The sequence below is a fragment of the Chelativorans composti genome, from assembly GCF_039541695.1.
GTDB classification, from domain to species: domain Bacteria; phylum Pseudomonadota; class Alphaproteobacteria; order Rhizobiales; family Rhizobiaceae; genus Chelativorans; species Chelativorans composti.
In genome coordinates, this window is sequence record NZ_BAABGS010000074.1 from 153623 (window position 1) to 168444 (window position 14822).

Here is a 14822-nt window from a genome sequence, read left to right on the forward strand (position 1 = left end):
CGAGGCGATCCCGCGCAAATCACAGGTTCTATCCCACACCCGCCGTCGTGGCGGGAGCGCTCGGAATGCCCGCCCTCACGGTGACCGCGTCGAACCACCGGGGAGGATTGGAGAAACCGGAGCCCTGCGTTTCGACAGGGCTCACCGTTCGTCAATCTCATGGCTCGAGCGGCTTACCATGAGTGTCGGTGTGTCGTCACAGGTCCTTTGCAACCATGTCGAAGGCCATCAGGCGTTCGATGAGTGCCGGCATGTCCTTGAGATGGACCATGTTGGGTCCGTCGGATGGCGCATTGTCCGGGTCCTGATGCGTCTCGATGAAGACGCCGGCGACCCCCACGGCCACCGCCGCCCGCGCCAGGGTCTCGACGAAACGGCGCTCGCCGCCCGTGGAATCGCCCTTGCCGCCCGGCTGCTGGACCGAGTGGGTGGCGTCGAAGATCACCGGAACGCCCTGCTCCGCTATGATCGGCAGGCCACGCATGTCGTTGATGAGAGTGTTGTAGCCGAAGCTCGTGCCGCGCTCCGTTGCCATGACGTTCGGATTGCCGGAGCCGACGACCTTGCCCACCACGTTCTTCATGTCCCAAGGGGCCAGGAACTGGCCCTTCTTCACGTTGACGACCTTGCCCGTCTTCGCGGCCGCGACCAGCAGATCGGTCTGGCGGCAGAGGAAGGCCGGGATCTGCAGGACATCCACCACCTCCGCCACGATACGGCACTGTTCCTCGGTGTGGACGTCGGTCAGCACCGGCACGCCTAGTTCCTTGCGCAGGTCGGCAAAGACCGGCAGCGCCGCCTCGAGCCCCGCGCCGCGCGCGCCGGAGAGCGAGGTGCGGTTCGCCTTGTCGAAGCTGGTCTTGTAGACGAAGCCGATGCCCAGCTTCTCGGCCATCTCCTTCAAGCTGCCGGCCATGTCGAAGGCGTGCTGACGGCTTTCGAGCTGGCACGGTCCCGCAATGAGCGCGAGCGGCGCATCATTGGCGAAAACGACGTTTCCCACCTCAACTCGGGCGTTCGGCTTCATGTCTGCTACTCCTGCAAGATGTCTGACGGCGCCCTGTGACCAGGTCCGGACCGAATCGGGCGGTCTGCAGGCGCCAGGTCTTCCCGTCATGTCCCGGACAGCACGCTTTCAGGTACGCTACCGGATTTTGCTCCGGCGCTTGCGCCTCCGAACGCTCCTGAAACGGCCCCCCAAAGCGATGATCCGGCGAAACGCCGGATCATGCAATCCCCTTCCGTATGTCTCAGACCAGGCGAGACTGCTCCACCGCCGCGGCGATGAAGGAGGCGAACAGCGGATGCGGCTCGAACGGCCGGCTCTTGTACTCCGGATGGTACTGCACGCCGATGAACCACGGATGGTCCCGGTATTCGATCACCTCAGGCAGCACGCCATCGGGCGACATGCCGGAGAAGACCAGCCCCGCGGCCTCGAGCCGCTCCCGGTACTCGATGTTCACCTCGTAGCGGTGGCGGTGGCGCTCCGAAATCTCGGTCGTGCCGTAGATCTGCGCGACGCGGGAGCCTTCCAGAAGCTTCGCCTCATAGGCGCCCAGGCGCATCGTGCCGCCAAGGTTGCCGCTTGCCGCACGTTTCTCGAGCATGTTGCCGCGCAGCCACTCGGTCATCAGGCCCACGACCGGCTCATCCGTCGGGCCGAACTCGGTCGAGGACGCCTTGGTGATGCCGGCAAGGTTGCGGGCCGCCTCGATGCAGGCCATCTGCATGCCGAAGCAGATGCCGAAATACGGCACCTTGCGCTCGCGGGCGAATTTGGCGGCCATGATCTTGCCTTCCGAGCCGCGCTCGCCGAAACCGCCCGGTACGAGAATGCCGTGCACCTTCTCCAGATACGGAGCCGGATCCTCCTTCTCGAAGATTTCCGACTCGATCCACTCGAGATTGACGCGGATGCGGTTGGCGAGGCCGCCGTGCGACAGCGCCTCGATCAGCGATTTGTAGGCATCCTTGAGGCCCGTGTACTTGCCGACGATGGCGATCGTCACCTCACCTTCCGGATTGTGGATGCGCGAGGTCACCTCGTTCCAGCGCTCCAGACGCGGCTTCGGCGCCGGGTCGATACCGAAGGCGGCGAGCACTTCCGAATCCAGGCCTTCCTTGTGGTAGGCCATCGGCACGTCATAGATGTGCCTGACGTCGAGCGCCTGGATGACGGCGCTCTCGCGCACGTTGCAGAACAGCGAGAGCTTGCGGCGCTCTTCCTTGGGGATCGGACGGTCGGCGCGGACCAGAAGAATGTCCGGCGCAATGCCGATCGACTGCAGTTCCTTCACCGAATGCTGGGTCGGCTTGGTCTTGAGTTCGCCGGCCGCCGGGATGTAGGGCATCAGCGTGAGATGCACATAGACCGCGCCGCCGCGCGGCAGCTCGTTGCCGAGCTGGCGGATCGCCTCGAGGAACGGCATCGCCTCGATGTCGCCCACGGTTCCGCCGATCTCGATGAGAACGAAGTCGTAGTCCTCGTTGCCGTCGAGGATGAAGCTCTTGATCTCGTCGGTGACGTGCGGAATCACCTGAACCGTCGCGCCGAGGTAGTCGCCGCGCCGTTCCTTCTCGATGATGTTCTGGTAGATCCTGCCAGTGGTGATGTTATCGGAACGGACCGCCGAGCGCCCGGTGAAGCGTTCGTAGTGGCCAAGATCCAGGTCGGTCTCCGCTCCGTCATCGGTCACGAACACCTCACCGTGCTGGTAAGGCGACATCGTGCCGGGATCGACGTTGAGGTAGGGATCGAGCTTACGGATGCGAACACGGTATCCGCGTGCCTGCAGGAGCGCACCCAGCGCTGCCGCTGCTATGCCCTTGCCAAGGGAGGAAACCACGCCGCCAGTGATGAAAACATATCGCGCCATGGGAATTATCGCTTATCCGGACAGAGGTGATTTTGCCAGAACAAATTTAATGTCCCGGCCATTTTTCTGCGCATAACGGGTCTCTCCGCATACGCGCGCCCAAAGTGAACAGGACCGGACGTTGCCGGTCCTGCTCGTTTGATTCCGTTATTGGCCGTCGGGCCAGTCTTACTGCGCGTTCGGCACCTGCGGCTCGGCCGGAGCAGCCTCACCGGCCGGAACCTCGGCGGGCGCGCTCTCAGGCGCAGCTTCCGGTACTTCGGTAGGCGCCGGGCCAAGCAGGTCGAGGACGCCGCCGCGGCCCTCGCTCGAGGCCGGCTGATTGCTCTGAAGCTGGTCGAAGATGTCGGTCGGACGCTCCTGGTAACGGGCGAGCACCGAGAGGCCCAGCGAAGTCGCGAAGAAGAGAGCGGCGAGAATCGCCGTCGTGCGCGTCAGCGTGTTGGCTGCGCTGCGGGCCGTCATGAAGCCCGAGCCGCCACCGATTCCCAGACCGCCACCCTCAGAGCGCTGCAGGAGAACGGCGCCAACCAGAGCGACAACGATAAGCAGGTGAATGACAATGAGGATATTCTGCATCTTTCCTTCCGGCGGTCATGGGCTGATGCCATATGCGGACGCGGCTCAATACACGCGTTTCGCGGCATTTCCAAGCCCCGCGCACAGGATAACCATCCTTCGCCCCATTACAAGGCGCGGCGGCGGGATTGCACCTATGCGCCGCGCGCCGCCCCCGCGATGGCCAGGAAGTCAGCGGCCTTTAGGCTTGCGCCGCCGATCAGTCCGCCATCCACATTGGCGACCGATAGCAGATCGGCTGCGTTGTCGGGCTTCATCGAGCCGCCGTAGAGGATACGCACCTTTGCCGCCTCTTCGCTCAGCAGCCTGGCGAGCTCGGCGCGGATATGGGCATGGGCCTCGGCAACGTCGGGAATGGTGGGCGTGAGGCCGGTGCCGATGGCCCAAACCGGCTCGTAGGCGATCACGGTATTTGCAGCCGTCGCCTCCGCCGGAACCGAACCGGCGATCTGGCTGGAGAGAACCGTAAGCGTCTCGCCTGCCTCCCGCTGTTCGCGCGTCTCGCCGATGCAGATGATGGCGACGAGCCCCGCCTTCCAGGCCGCACGGGCCTTTGCAGCGACATCCGCGTCGGTCTCGCCGTGGTCGGCGCGGCGCTCGGAATGGCCGACGATGACGAAGGATGCGCCGCAGTCCTTGAGCATGGGCGCGGAAATGTCGCCCGTGTGCGCGCCGCTGTCCTTGGCATGGCAGTCCTGGCCGCCGGAAGCGACCGGCGAGCCAGCGAGAACCTTCGATGCCCGATCGAGCAGCGTAGCCGGCACGCAGATCAGTCCGTCCGCCTTCGCGCCTGAAGCTTCGGCGAAACCTGCGGCAATTGCCTGCAGTTCGCCAAGCGAGGCTCCTGTGCCATTCATCTTCCAGTTTCCGGCGATGAGCGGACGAATTCCTGGCGTCATGGGCTGCAACTCCTGATCAGCTAGCGGACAACTTGTCTGTTCACTATCAAAAAGGCATCACAAAGCAATCGACAGTGGCGAATAACGACGCTATTCCCAACAGTTGATCACCATAACCTCACAGCTGGCAAGAAACGTTTCCATGCTCGACAGTCTCCGCAACGCAGCCAACACCTGGATCGCAAAACTCCTGCTGGCCATTCTTGTCGTCAGTTTCGGCATCTGGGGCATTTCCGGACAGATGCTGATGGATCCGACCGGCGGATCGGTCGTGACCGTTGGCGGAACGAGCGTGTCGGCGATGGACTATCGACTGGCCTACGATCGGCGGGTCTCGGAGCTGTCGCGCCAGCTCGGCACGCAGCTGACGCGCGCCCAGGCGGAGGCCCTCGGTATCAGCGAGCAGGTTCTCTCGGAGGTCACGGTCGGCGCCCTGCTTGACGAAATGGCCCGCAAGATGGGCCTTGGCGTTTCCCGTGAGAGCATTGCGGAACTTGCGGCCGCCGATCCTGCCTTCAAGGGCCCGGACGGTCGCTTCAACGTCGCCCAGTTTGACTACATCCTCCAGCAGATCGGCATGACCCGCGACGCCTATCTGCGCAACCAGACGGCAGCCGCCCGCCGCCAGCAGATCGTCGACGCGCTGGCTACCGGCGTGAAGGCGCCCGACACCCTGCTTGCCAGCATGGCCCGCTATCGCGGCGAAGACCGCACGATTGAATACGTGGCCCTGCCGCGTTCGCTGGTGGAGCCGGTCGAGGCTCCGTCCGACGATGCACTCAAGGCTTATTTCGAGGAGCACAAGGCCGGGTACGCGGCTCCCGAGTACCGGACTATCAGCTTCGTGAAGCTGGAGCCGGAGGACATCGCCGATCCGGACGCGGTCTCCGATGAGGACATCGAGCGTTACTACGAGCAGAATCGCGCCAGCTACACGGTGCCGGAGCGCCGCACGATCGAGCAGATCAACTTCGACAGCGAGGAAGCCGCCAGCACGGCGGTCGAAAGCCTGAAGTCCGGCGTCACCTTCGAGGATCTGGTTCAGCTCCAGGGCAAGAAGCCCGAGGACGTGAACCTCGGCTCTCTCACCCATGCCCAGATCGCCGACAAGACCATCGCCGATGCGGCGTTCTCGCTTGCCGAGAACCAGGTGAGCGACATTGTGAACGGCATGTTCGGCCCGGTCATCCTGCGCGTCACCAAGATCGAGCCGGAGAAGGTAACGCCGCTCGCTGAGGTGAAGGACAGGATCCGCAAGGAACTCGCCATTTCCGACGCGACCCGGCAGATCCAGGACGCCTATGACGCCTACGAGGATGCGCGCGCCGGCGGCGCCACGCTTGCCGAAGCGGCCCAGAGCCTCGGCCTTCAGGTTCGCACCGTGAAGGCCATCTCGCGCGGCGGCGAGGACCAGAACGGCAATGTCGTCTCCGACCTGCCGGCCGCTCCACGCCTTCTCGCGGCAGCCTTCGAGACGGACGAAGGCATCGAGAACGCGCCCATCGACGTGGGCTCGCACGGCTATCTGTTCTACGAGGTGGACGAGATCATCCCCGCCCGTGATCGCACGCTCGACGAGGTGCGCGACCGCGTGGTCGCCGACTGGACCAGGGAGGAAGTCGCGAAGCGCCTGAAGGCCAAGGCCGAGGAGCTTGCCAAGGCGGTGCGCGACGGCACCAGGACGCTGGACCAGGTCGCCTCCGAGTTCGGTCTGGAGAAGATTACCAAGCGTGGTCTGAAGCGCGAGGCGAACGATCCCGACCTCGGCCGTCCGGGCGTTACCGCCGTGTTCGGCATCCCGCAGGGCTCCGTTGGCTCGTTTGCGAACCCGGCGGGAGACGGCGAGTTCCTGTTCCAGGTCACGGAGGTCTTTCAGCCTGCTTCCGCCTCCGCGGAAAGCGTCCCGGCTGATGTCGCCAGGGCGGTCGGCAATACCATGACCCAGGATCTGCTGGTTCAGCTTGCCGCGCGCCTGCAGGCCGATCTGGGTGTCACGGTCAACCGGGCTGCGGTACAGCAGGCCCTCACCCTGTTCTGAGGTAAGTCATGGCTGATCTGAAGGCGCATATTGCGAAGGTGGCAACGGGTACGCCGCTGACCCACGAGGAAGCGCGCGAGGCCTTCGACATCATCATGTCCGGTGAGGCGACCCCGAGCCAGATGGGCGGCTTCCTGATGGCGCTGCGGGTGCGCGGCGAGACGGTGGCCGAAATCACCGGCGCGGTGGAGACCATGCGCGCCAAGATGCTGCGCGTCAGCGCGCCCGAAGGCGCCGTCGACATTGTCGGCACCGGCGGCGATGCCTCCGGCTCCTACAACGTATCCACCTGTGCCGCCTTCATCGTGGCAGGGTGCGGCGTGCCGGTGGCAAAGCATGGCAACCGCGCCCTCTCCTCGAAGTCCGGCGCGGCCGACTCGCTGGCCGCCCTCGGCGTCAACATCGAGCTGGGGCCGGATGAGATCGCGGCCTGCATTGCTGAAGCCGGCATCGGCTTCATGTTTGCGCCCATGCACCATTCAGCCATGCGCCACGTGGGCCCGACGCGCCTCGAGCTCGGCACGCGCACGATCTTCAACCTGCTCGGACCGCTCGCCAATCCGGCCGGAGCCAAGCGTCAGCTGCTCGGCGTGTTCGCGCCGCAATGGGTGGAGCCGCTCGCCCATGTCCTCCGCAACCTTGGCGCCGAGAAGGCCTGGGTCGTTCACGGTGACGGCCTCGATGAGATGACGACGACCGGCAAGACGCTGGTGGCGAGCCTCGAAAATGGCGAGGTGAAGACCTTCGAGATCACGCCGGAATCCGTCGGCCTCGCACAGGCCGACATGGCCTCGCTGCGCGGCGGTGACGGCGTCGCGAACGCCAAGGCGCTGCGCGCCGTTCTGGAAGGCGCCAGGAACCCCTACCGCGACATCGCGGTTCTCAATGCCGCGGGCGCGCTGGTGGTGGCTGACAAGGCTTCGAGCCTTGAGGAAGGCATCGCGATGGCGACGCAGTCGCTCGACACAGGCGCTGCCCTGCGCACGCTCGAGAAGCTCGTGGAGGTCTCCAACCGGAAAACGGCTGACTGAGGCCCTGCCCTTCACCGACGCAAACGACAACTGCCCGCTGCACTGGAAGGAGCATCTGATGGCGGACATTCTGCGCAAGATCGAAGCCTACAAGCGCGAGGAAATCGTTGCTGCCAAGGCCGCCCTCCCCCAGGCGGAACTGAAGGCGCGGCTGAAGGACGCCTCGCCCGTGCGCGGCTTCATGAATGCGCTGAAGGCGAAACAGGACCAGGGCGGCTTCGGTCTCATCGCCGAGATCAAGAAGGCTAGCCCCTCGAAGGGCCTTATCCGCGCCGATTTCGATCCGCCGGCGCTGGCGAAGGAGTATGAGCAGGGCGGCGCTGCCTGCCTTTCCGTGCTCACCGACGGCCCCTCTTTCCAGGGTGCGCCCGAGTTTCTGGTCCAGGCGCGGGCGGCCTGTTCGCTGCCAGCCATCCGCAAGGACTTCATGCTCGACACCTACCAGGTGCTGGAAGCCCGTCTGCTCGGCGCCGACGCGATCCTCATCATTATGGCGAGCGTCGATGACGACACGGCGCGCGCGCTGGAGGAAACGGCCTTCGAGCTCGGCATGGACGCGCTCATCGAGGTGCATGACGAGGAGGAACTGGAACGGGCGCTGAAGCTTTCCTCCCGCATGATCGGCATCAACAACCGCAACCTCAGAACCTTCGAGACGACGCTGGCCACGTCCGAGAGGCTCGCACCCATGATCCCGTCCGACCGGCTGATCGTCGGCGAAAGCGGCATCTTCACCCACGAAGACTGTCAGCGGCTTGCCAAGGTGGGCATTCGCAGCTTCCTCGTCGGCGAAAGCCTGATGCGCCAGCAGAACGTGGCGGAGGCAACGCGCAGCCTGCTGGGGCTCGCCCCGGCCGCCTGAAGGAGGGTTTTCATGTCCGCGGAGGAGGATAAGCGGCTTACCCATCTCGACGCCGAGGGCAAGGCCGACATGGTCGACGTGGGAGCCAAGGCGGATACGGAGCGCGTGGCGGTCGCGACCGGCTGCGTTCGGATGGCGCCTGAAACGCTGCAGGCCATTCTTGCCGGCAACGCGAAGAAGGGCGACGTGATCGGTGTGGCGCGCGTCGCGGGCATCATGGCAGCGAAGAGGACGAGCGACCTCATTCCGCTCTGCCACCCGCTTGCACTCACCAAGGTTTCCGTCGACATCGAGCCGGACGAGGCCCTGCCCGGCCTGCGGATCCGCGCCCTCGCCAAACTCACCGGCAAGACCGGCGTCGAGATGGAGGCGCTGACGGCTGTCTCCGTTACCTGCCTCACCATCTACGACATGGCCAAGGCGCTCGATAAGGACATGGTGATCGGGGAAATCCGGCTTGAGGAGAAGCTTGGCGGCAAGTCCGGCCACTGGAAGCGCGGGGAGCGGGACTGATGGCCCTGCTTTCTGTCGATGAGGCCCTCGAGCGCATCCTGGAGGGCGTGCAGCCCGTCTCCGCTGAAACCGTTCCGCTCGCCGAGGCCGTCGGCCGCGTTCTGGCTGCTCCGATTGAGGCGCGCCGCACGCAGCCGCCCTTCGACGCCTCGGCCATGGACGGCTACGCAGTGCGGGACGCCGATATTGCCAGCACGCCTGTCACCCTGAAGGTCATCGGCACTTCCGCCGCAGGCAAAAGATTCGACGGTGAAGTGACCGCCGGAACCGCCGTGCGCATCTTTACCGGCGCTCCGCTGCCGAAGGGCGCCACCACGATCGTTCTGCAGGAAAACGCCCGGGTCATCGACGAAGGCAGGATCGAGGCGCTGGAGCCTGCCGCCCCAGGCCGCCATATCCGCCGCGCGGGACTGGACTTTCGGTCTGGCGACACGGTGCTGGAAGCGGGCCGCACGCTCGATCCGGCGGCACTGTCCCTGGCGGCAGCGTCGGGCCATGCTCAGGTGCCGGTCATCCGTCGCCCGCTCGTGGCACTCATCGCCTCGGGCGACGAACTCGTGCCCCCGGAAGCCGAGCCGGGTCCGGATCAGATCATCGCTTCCAACAATTTCGGCGTCGCCGGCCTCGTCCAGCAGGACGGCGGCCGGGTGCTCGATCTCGGCATTGTGCCGGACGACCATGCGGGTTTCGCCGCCGCCGTGCGCCGCGCCCGCGAGGCGGGGGCCGACGTGCTGGTGACGCTAGGCGGCGCCTCCGTCGGCGACCGCGACATCACCCGCGAGGTGCTTGCCGCAGAGGGCATGGAGCTCTCCTTCTGGAAGATCGCCATGCGGCCGGGCAAGCCGCTGATCTTCGGACGCCTGGGCCGCATGTCCGTGCTCGGCCTGCCGGGCAATCCCGTCTCGAGTCTCATATGCGCCCACGTCTTCCTGCGGCCGCTCGTGCGCCGCCTCGGCGGACGGCTGCATGCGCCTAACCTGCACCAGGCGGAGCTCGGCGCCCCCATGCCCGCCAACGACGGCCGGCGCGACTATGTCCGCGCCACGGTGGTCCCCGGACCGGGCGGGCTCATCGCCACCCCCTTCCCCGTCCAGGACTCCTCCATGTTGAGCGTGCTTGCCGCCGCGAACGCGCTCATCATCCGCCAACCGCATGCGCCGGCGGCGGAGGCCGGCGAGCGCTGCCAGGTTCTCATGCTGCGTTAACGCCGCTCTAACCTTTCGCCCTGCAAGTTACCAGTTGCAGAACACATCCTGAACGTCTACGTTATGTTCTGGATTTGTTTTTACTTTGATTCAGGGGTTCGGAGCCGATGCTAACCCGCAAGCAGCATGAACTCTTGCTGTTCATTCACCAGTGTCTCAAGGAGACCGGCATCCCGCCTTCCTTCGACGAGATGAAGGAAGCTCTGGACCTCGCGTCAAAGTCGGGGATCCACCGCCTGATCAGCGCGTTGGAAGAGCGCGGCTTCATCCGCCGCCTGCCGAACCGCGCGCGGGCTCTGGAAGTCATACGCCTGCCGGATTCGATGATGCCGAACGTGCCGCCGCGTTCCCGGGGCTTCTCCCCCTCGGTCATCCAGGGCGGCCAGAGCCAGCCCGAACCGGCGCCGACGCCTTCGCGTGCCACGCCGGTTTCCAGCGAGACAAGCATATCCATTCCGGTCATGGGCCGCATCGCCGCGGGCGTGCCGATCGACGCCATTCAGCACGTGACCCACAGCATCGCCGTCCCGCCGGACATGATTTCCGGCGGCGAGCACTATGCGCTTGAGGTCAAGGGTGATTCGATGATTGAGGCCGGCATCTTCGACGGCGACACGGTGATCATCCGCCACACCCAGACGGCCAACCCGGGCGACATCGTCGTGGCGCTGGTGGACGACCAGGAGGCGACGCTGAAGCGCTTCCGCCGCAAGGGCGCCTCCATCGCCCTGGAGGCCGCCAATCCCGCCTATGAGACCCGCATCTTCCCGCCCCACCGCGTGAAGGTGCAGGGCAAGCTCGTCGGCCTCATCCGGCGGTATCACTGAGTGATGATGCGGCGGGGCCGCCGTCAGGCCCTGCCCTGCCCTGTTGCCTGTTGCGGTCATTTGCCATCAAGTGCTCGTGGCATCTGTCGAGACTGCCGCGCGGACCAAATCCTTGCGGAAGAGTCCGGAAAACGTCTCTGCCGCAATTGACGCAGCGGCTGAAGCAAGGGAAAAGGACCACAATGCGGACGTGGCGGAACTGGTAGACGCAAGGGACTTAAAATCCCTCGGGCTTCGCCCGTGCGGGTTCGACCCCCGCCGTCCGCACCAAGCCTTCAACATTGCCGCTGTATCTTGCCAGGCTGGACAAAAACCAGCCATCGTACCTGCCGTCAGGGCGGGTTATACGGCCATGTGCAACCTCTACACCTCCACAACGAACATTGAGGCGCTTCGCCAGCTCTCGCGCCTTCTGGACAGGCTGGCGGACCGGGCCTTCTTCAATGAGGAAAGCTTCGACGTCTATCCGAACCGGTTCGGTCCCGTCATACGCATGGTCGAGGGCGGGCCTGAGATGGTGCGCGCTCGCTGGGGCATGCCCTCTCCTCCCTCGATGCTCCAGGGCAAGGACTTCGACTATGGCATTACCAACATCCGCAACACCGTCTCGCCCCATTGGCGTCCCTGGCTCTCACCCGGGCACCGATGCCTGGTGCCGGTGCTGAAATTCGCCGAGCCTGATCCCGCGCGCAAGCGGCCGGGCGAACGGACTCCGGACGCCTGGTTCGCGCGGCCGGACGGACGCCCCTTTTTCTTCGCCGGGCTCCGGACGCGCTGGACCGGAAAGCGCCTCGCGCGCGAGGAACCGGCCACCCACGAACTTTATGCTTTTCTTACCACCGCGTCGAACGCCCTTGTGGCGCAGGTGCACCCCAAGGCCATGCCAGTCATCCTCACCCGTGACGAGGAGATCGATATCTGGCTGCGCGCCCCTTGGGACGAGGCGCGGCACCTGCAGCGCCCTGCGGAGGAGAGCGACCTGATCATCCTGCCCGGCGAGAAGGACCGGCCCAAGCTGCCCTGACATGTTCAGCCTCGTGTGGCCCAAGCCAGCCTTTTCGCCGCTCTGTACGAAAGCCCGCAGCGGTTTCCCATCCGCGCGCCGGGGCGTGCTTGAAAAGCGCTACCTCTTGCCCGTAGCTAACGAACAGGGCTACGGTCTTCCCCGGAGGATTTTGACCGACTCCAAAAGCTTCAACCTTCACATGAACGTGAAGATTCTAACTCACCTATTTGTTTTTTAAAACTTATCAAGGATCGAAATCTGATAGTCCGCGGAACTGATTTTGAGCGACCTGCACCTCCGGGAAAATCTGAACGTCTCCAATCATATGCTTCCTGCGGCCGGAAGGAGACGGTTCAGACCTGCTCGGAACCGGGCCTGGAGCCGTTCAAGGAAAGTGGAAACCGGTTTCTGTCCGGAACCATGACCAGCCGCTTACCTACAGCAGTTCAGTGTTTCGTAAAAAACTGAACTGCTCTTCTAAGCGGCTGCGCGCTTCCAGCCGAGCGCGAGCAGGCCGGCGCCGATCATCAGCGTGCCGCCCGTCCGATTGATAACGTACTGGACGGTAGGATTGCCGATCCGCGAGCGGATGGCCGAGGCCATGAACGCGTACAGCGCCGCGTTCACCGTCGCGATGACGAGGAAGGTGACTTCCAGAATGACCATCTGCGGCAGCAACGGCGATGAAGGGTTCATGAACTGCGGCAGGAAAGCGACGAAGAAGACAATCGTCTTCGGGTTGAGCGCGGTTACCGCATAGGTGTGCAGGAAGATCCGGCCTGGCCGCAAGGTGGCAGCTGGGGCGTCGGGCGTCTCCCCCCTCTCCTCGCTCACCGGCGCGCACCAGAGCTTGATGCCAAGGTAGATCAGATAGGCCGCGCCGATCCACTTGAGCACGGTGAACAGCGTGGCCGAAGTGGCGAGCAAAGCGCCCAGGCCGAGCATCGAGCCCGTCATGGCGGTGAAGTCGCCGAGAGTCACGCCGGCGACCGTCGCAAAAGCGATTCTGCGCCCATGGCTCAGGGCGTAGGAGACCACCAGAAGAATGGTCGGTCCGGGGATGGCGACCACCACGGCAGACGCCGCCGCGAATGCAAGCCAGGTTTCAAGGGACATCGGGCACCTCGATGATCGGCGAGAAAAGGGTCGGCCTCTGCTGATCAGTTAACTAGAGAATCCGCAACAATTCAACCGCCGCCATCATGTCCCGCTTGCGAGCGGCAAGCCGTTGGGCGGCTTCGTAATCCTCGCCCCATTGGCTGGCGTTCCAGTCCTCGTCGATGTGGGCGGCCCTCCAGGCGTCCTCGGCATCGAGGAACCCGGCCTCGACCGCCAACGCCAGGATCGACGATCCCATCAGCGTCGTCATGACATGGAGGGAGGACAGACGGAACACCTCGCGCCGCTGCGCGAGATAGCTGCCGACCGCAGCAATGGTCTCGCGCGGTTGCTGCACGTGCATCACGCCTTCGGCGAGCACGAAGCGCGCACCGATCGTCCCCTCGATCCAGTCCAGCACCGGATCCCAGGCATCCCGCTGCATCTGCACAAGCCGCTCTGGCGACTCGGCGCGGTAGCAAAGCAGGTCGGACGAGGCATACCGCAGGATATCCTCGAGAACGGCCTGCGGGTCGCGCGCCACGCCGTCGATGGCGGTGTTGACGAGCCGCGTCACCGGCATGGTCATCGGATCGATCCGCTCGCCCTGCGCGGCATATTCGTCCGCCACGAGCCGCGCCATGCCTTCCCTGGGGAGAATGACTTCGGCTCCGCCGGGCGTACGTACGGTCTTTCCGTCGAGCAGCACCTTGAAGGCCCCCTCCTCGCCGCCCACCGTTACTTCCTTGTAGAAGCGCCGGGGCAGTTGCGGGCGCATGCTTTCCTGGGCGGCGCGGATCGGGTCCGGCTGGCGCCCCTGTTCGAGATCGTTCAGAAGTTCACGCATGTCATTCATATAGGCGGCGGCGTTGGCGCGGCCACCTTCCCTTCATTCTTCTTCGGCCGAAGCCTCGTCGAAGCTGAGCAGGTTCCAGCTCTGCTTCATGTGCGGCGGCAGCTCGGCCGTCACGTCAATCACGCCCTTGCCGGGATCCGGATGCGGGATCACGATGCGCCGGGCATGGAGATGCAGCCGGTTCTGGATTCCGCCCGGGAGCTCCCAGTTGTGATCCGCGACGAAATACTTGGGGTCCCCGATAATTGGGCAGCCGATATGCGTCGTATGCACGCGCAGCTGGTGCATGCGGCCGGTCTGCGGCTCCAGTTCGAGCCATGACAGCGCCTGCCCGGCCTGCTCCACCACCCGGTAGAGCGTGACGGCGTGCTCCGCCCCTGGCTCGCCATGCTTGGCGATCCGCATCTTGTCACCGTCCGGGGTGGCCTCGCGCAGCAGCCAGGTCGAGATCTTGCCTTCCCGCTTGCGCGGCACGCCCTTCACCAGCGCCCAGTAGACCTTCTTGGTCTCGCGCTCGCGGAACGCTTCCGTAAGCTTCACCGCCGCAAGCCGCGTGCGCGCCACGACGAGCACGCCGGACGTGTCGCGGTCGAGCCTGTGCACGAGGCGCGGTTTCTCGCCCTTCTTGTTGCGCCAGGCTTCGAGCATGCCGTCCACATGCCGGTTGACTCCCGAGCCGCCCTGGACGGCGAGGCCCGCCGGCTTGTTGAAGACGAACACCTTGTCGTCCTCGTAGAGCAGCATCTGCGCCAGCACTTCGGCGTCGCCGCGGTCGCGAATCGTACGGCTCGTCATGGGCTGCGCGCCCTTGCGGTCGATACCGAGCGGCGGCACGCGAATGATCTGGCCGGGCTGCACGCGCGTGTCCGTTTTCACGCGACCGCCATCGACCCGGATCTGGCCCGTGCGCAGGAGCTTCTGCAGCTGCCCGAACGCGAGCCCCGGATAATGTACCTTGAACCAGCGATCGAGCCGCATGCCCGCCTCGCTGTCTTCCACCTTGATCTGTTCTATGCCTGCCATGTCTTC

General features: G+C 64.9%; 14 protein-coding genes and 1 tRNA gene. 8 read left to right on the forward strand and 7 right to left on the reverse strand.

The genetic code is table 11. The annotated features are described in order from the left end of the window. Positions 1–196: 196 nt before the first annotated feature. From kdsA to tpiA, 4 genes are all read right to left on the reverse strand, one after another. Positions 197–1027 carry a 3-deoxy-8-phosphooctulonate synthase gene (kdsA, locus tag ABD906_RS14985; RefSeq protein ID WP_345100406.1) on the reverse strand — a complete coding sequence of 277 codons (831 nt, stop codon included), beginning with the start codon at positions 1025–1027 and terminating at the stop codon, positions 197–199. Positions 1028–1250: 223 nt separating this feature from the next. Next, positions 1251–2879: a CTP synthase gene (gene pyrG / locus ABD906_RS14990; protein WP_345100408.1), complete on the reverse strand. Its 1629-nt coding sequence runs from the start codon at positions 2877–2879 to the stop codon at positions 1251–1253. A gap of 168 nt (positions 2880–3047) precedes the next feature. Then, entirely contained in the window at positions 3048–3458 is a 411-nt protein-coding gene (gene secG / locus ABD906_RS14995; protein WP_345100410.1) for a preprotein translocase subunit SecG, read from the reverse strand. A 134-nt stretch (positions 3459–3592) separates the two neighbouring features. Further along, on the reverse strand, positions 3593–4357 hold the full coding sequence (gene tpiA / locus ABD906_RS15000) for a triose-phosphate isomerase (protein ID WP_345100412.1): 765 nt from the start codon (positions 4355–4357) through the stop codon (positions 3593–3595). A 142-nt stretch (positions 4358–4499) separates the two neighbouring features. Between tpiA and ABD906_RS15005 the strand changes: the two genes are divergently transcribed. The 8 genes from ABD906_RS15005 to ABD906_RS15040 all read left to right on the forward strand — a co-directional run bounded on the left by ABD906_RS15005 (position 4500) and on the right by ABD906_RS15040 (position 11857). Then, on the forward strand, positions 4500–6395 hold the full coding sequence (locus ABD906_RS15005) for a peptidyl-prolyl cis-trans isomerase (RefSeq protein ID WP_345100414.1): 1896 nt from the start codon (positions 4500–4502) through the stop codon (positions 6393–6395). 8 nt (positions 6396–6403) lie between these two features. Next, entirely contained in the window at positions 6404–7426 is a 1023-nt protein-coding gene (gene trpD, locus ABD906_RS15010; RefSeq protein WP_345100415.1) for an anthranilate phosphoribosyltransferase, read from the forward strand. A gap of 55 nt (positions 7427–7481) precedes the next feature. Beyond that, a complete protein-coding gene (trpC, locus tag ABD906_RS15015) occupies positions 7482–8288 on the forward strand; it encodes an indole-3-glycerol phosphate synthase TrpC (protein ID WP_345100501.1) in 807 nt (268 codons plus the stop codon). 12 nt (positions 8289–8300) lie between these two features. After that, positions 8301–8801 (forward strand): cyclic pyranopterin monophosphate synthase MoaC, encoded by a 501-nt coding sequence (gene moaC, locus ABD906_RS15020; protein ID WP_345100417.1) that lies wholly within the window; start codon positions 8301–8303, stop codon positions 8799–8801. Beyond that, entirely contained in the window at positions 8801–10006 is a 1206-nt protein-coding gene (locus ABD906_RS15025; RefSeq protein WP_345100419.1) for a molybdopterin molybdotransferase MoeA, read from the forward strand. Before moaC ends, ABD906_RS15025 begins: the two co-directional genes overlap by 1 nt. A 107-nt stretch (positions 10007–10113) precedes the next feature. Then, on the forward strand, positions 10114–10833 hold the full coding sequence (lexA, locus tag ABD906_RS15030) for a transcriptional repressor LexA (RefSeq protein ID WP_345100421.1): 720 nt from the start codon (positions 10114–10116) through the stop codon (positions 10831–10833). Between the two features lie 184 nt (positions 10834–11017). Next, positions 11018–11103: transfer RNA gene (locus ABD906_RS15035), tRNA-Leu, on the forward strand. A gap of 82 nt (positions 11104–11185) precedes the next feature. Next, the gene (locus tag ABD906_RS15040; RefSeq protein WP_345100423.1) at positions 11186–11857 is read left to right on the forward strand and encodes an SOS response-associated peptidase; all 672 of its coding nucleotides are present in this window, start codon (positions 11186–11188) and stop codon (positions 11855–11857) included. Between the two features lie 459 nt (positions 11858–12316). Here ABD906_RS15040 and ABD906_RS15045 read toward each other — a convergent pair whose 3' ends face one another. The 3 genes from ABD906_RS15045 to ABD906_RS15055 are packed head-to-tail and all read right to left on the reverse strand — an operon-like array spanning position 12317 to position 14816. Beyond that, positions 12317–12955 (reverse strand): LysE family translocator, encoded by a 639-nt coding sequence (locus ABD906_RS15045; RefSeq protein WP_345100425.1) that lies wholly within the window; start codon positions 12953–12955, stop codon positions 12317–12319. A gap of 52 nt (positions 12956–13007) precedes the next feature. Next, positions 13008–13784, reverse strand: a complete 777-nt coding sequence (locus tag ABD906_RS15050) for an ATP12 family chaperone protein (RefSeq protein ID WP_345100426.1) — start codon at positions 13782–13784, stop codon at positions 13008–13010. A gap of 42 nt (positions 13785–13826) precedes the next feature. Continuing rightward, positions 13827–14816: an RluA family pseudouridine synthase gene (locus ABD906_RS15055; RefSeq protein WP_345100428.1), complete on the reverse strand. Its 990-nt coding sequence runs from the start codon at positions 14814–14816 to the stop codon at positions 13827–13829. Between the last annotated feature and the right edge of the window lie 6 nt (positions 14817–14822).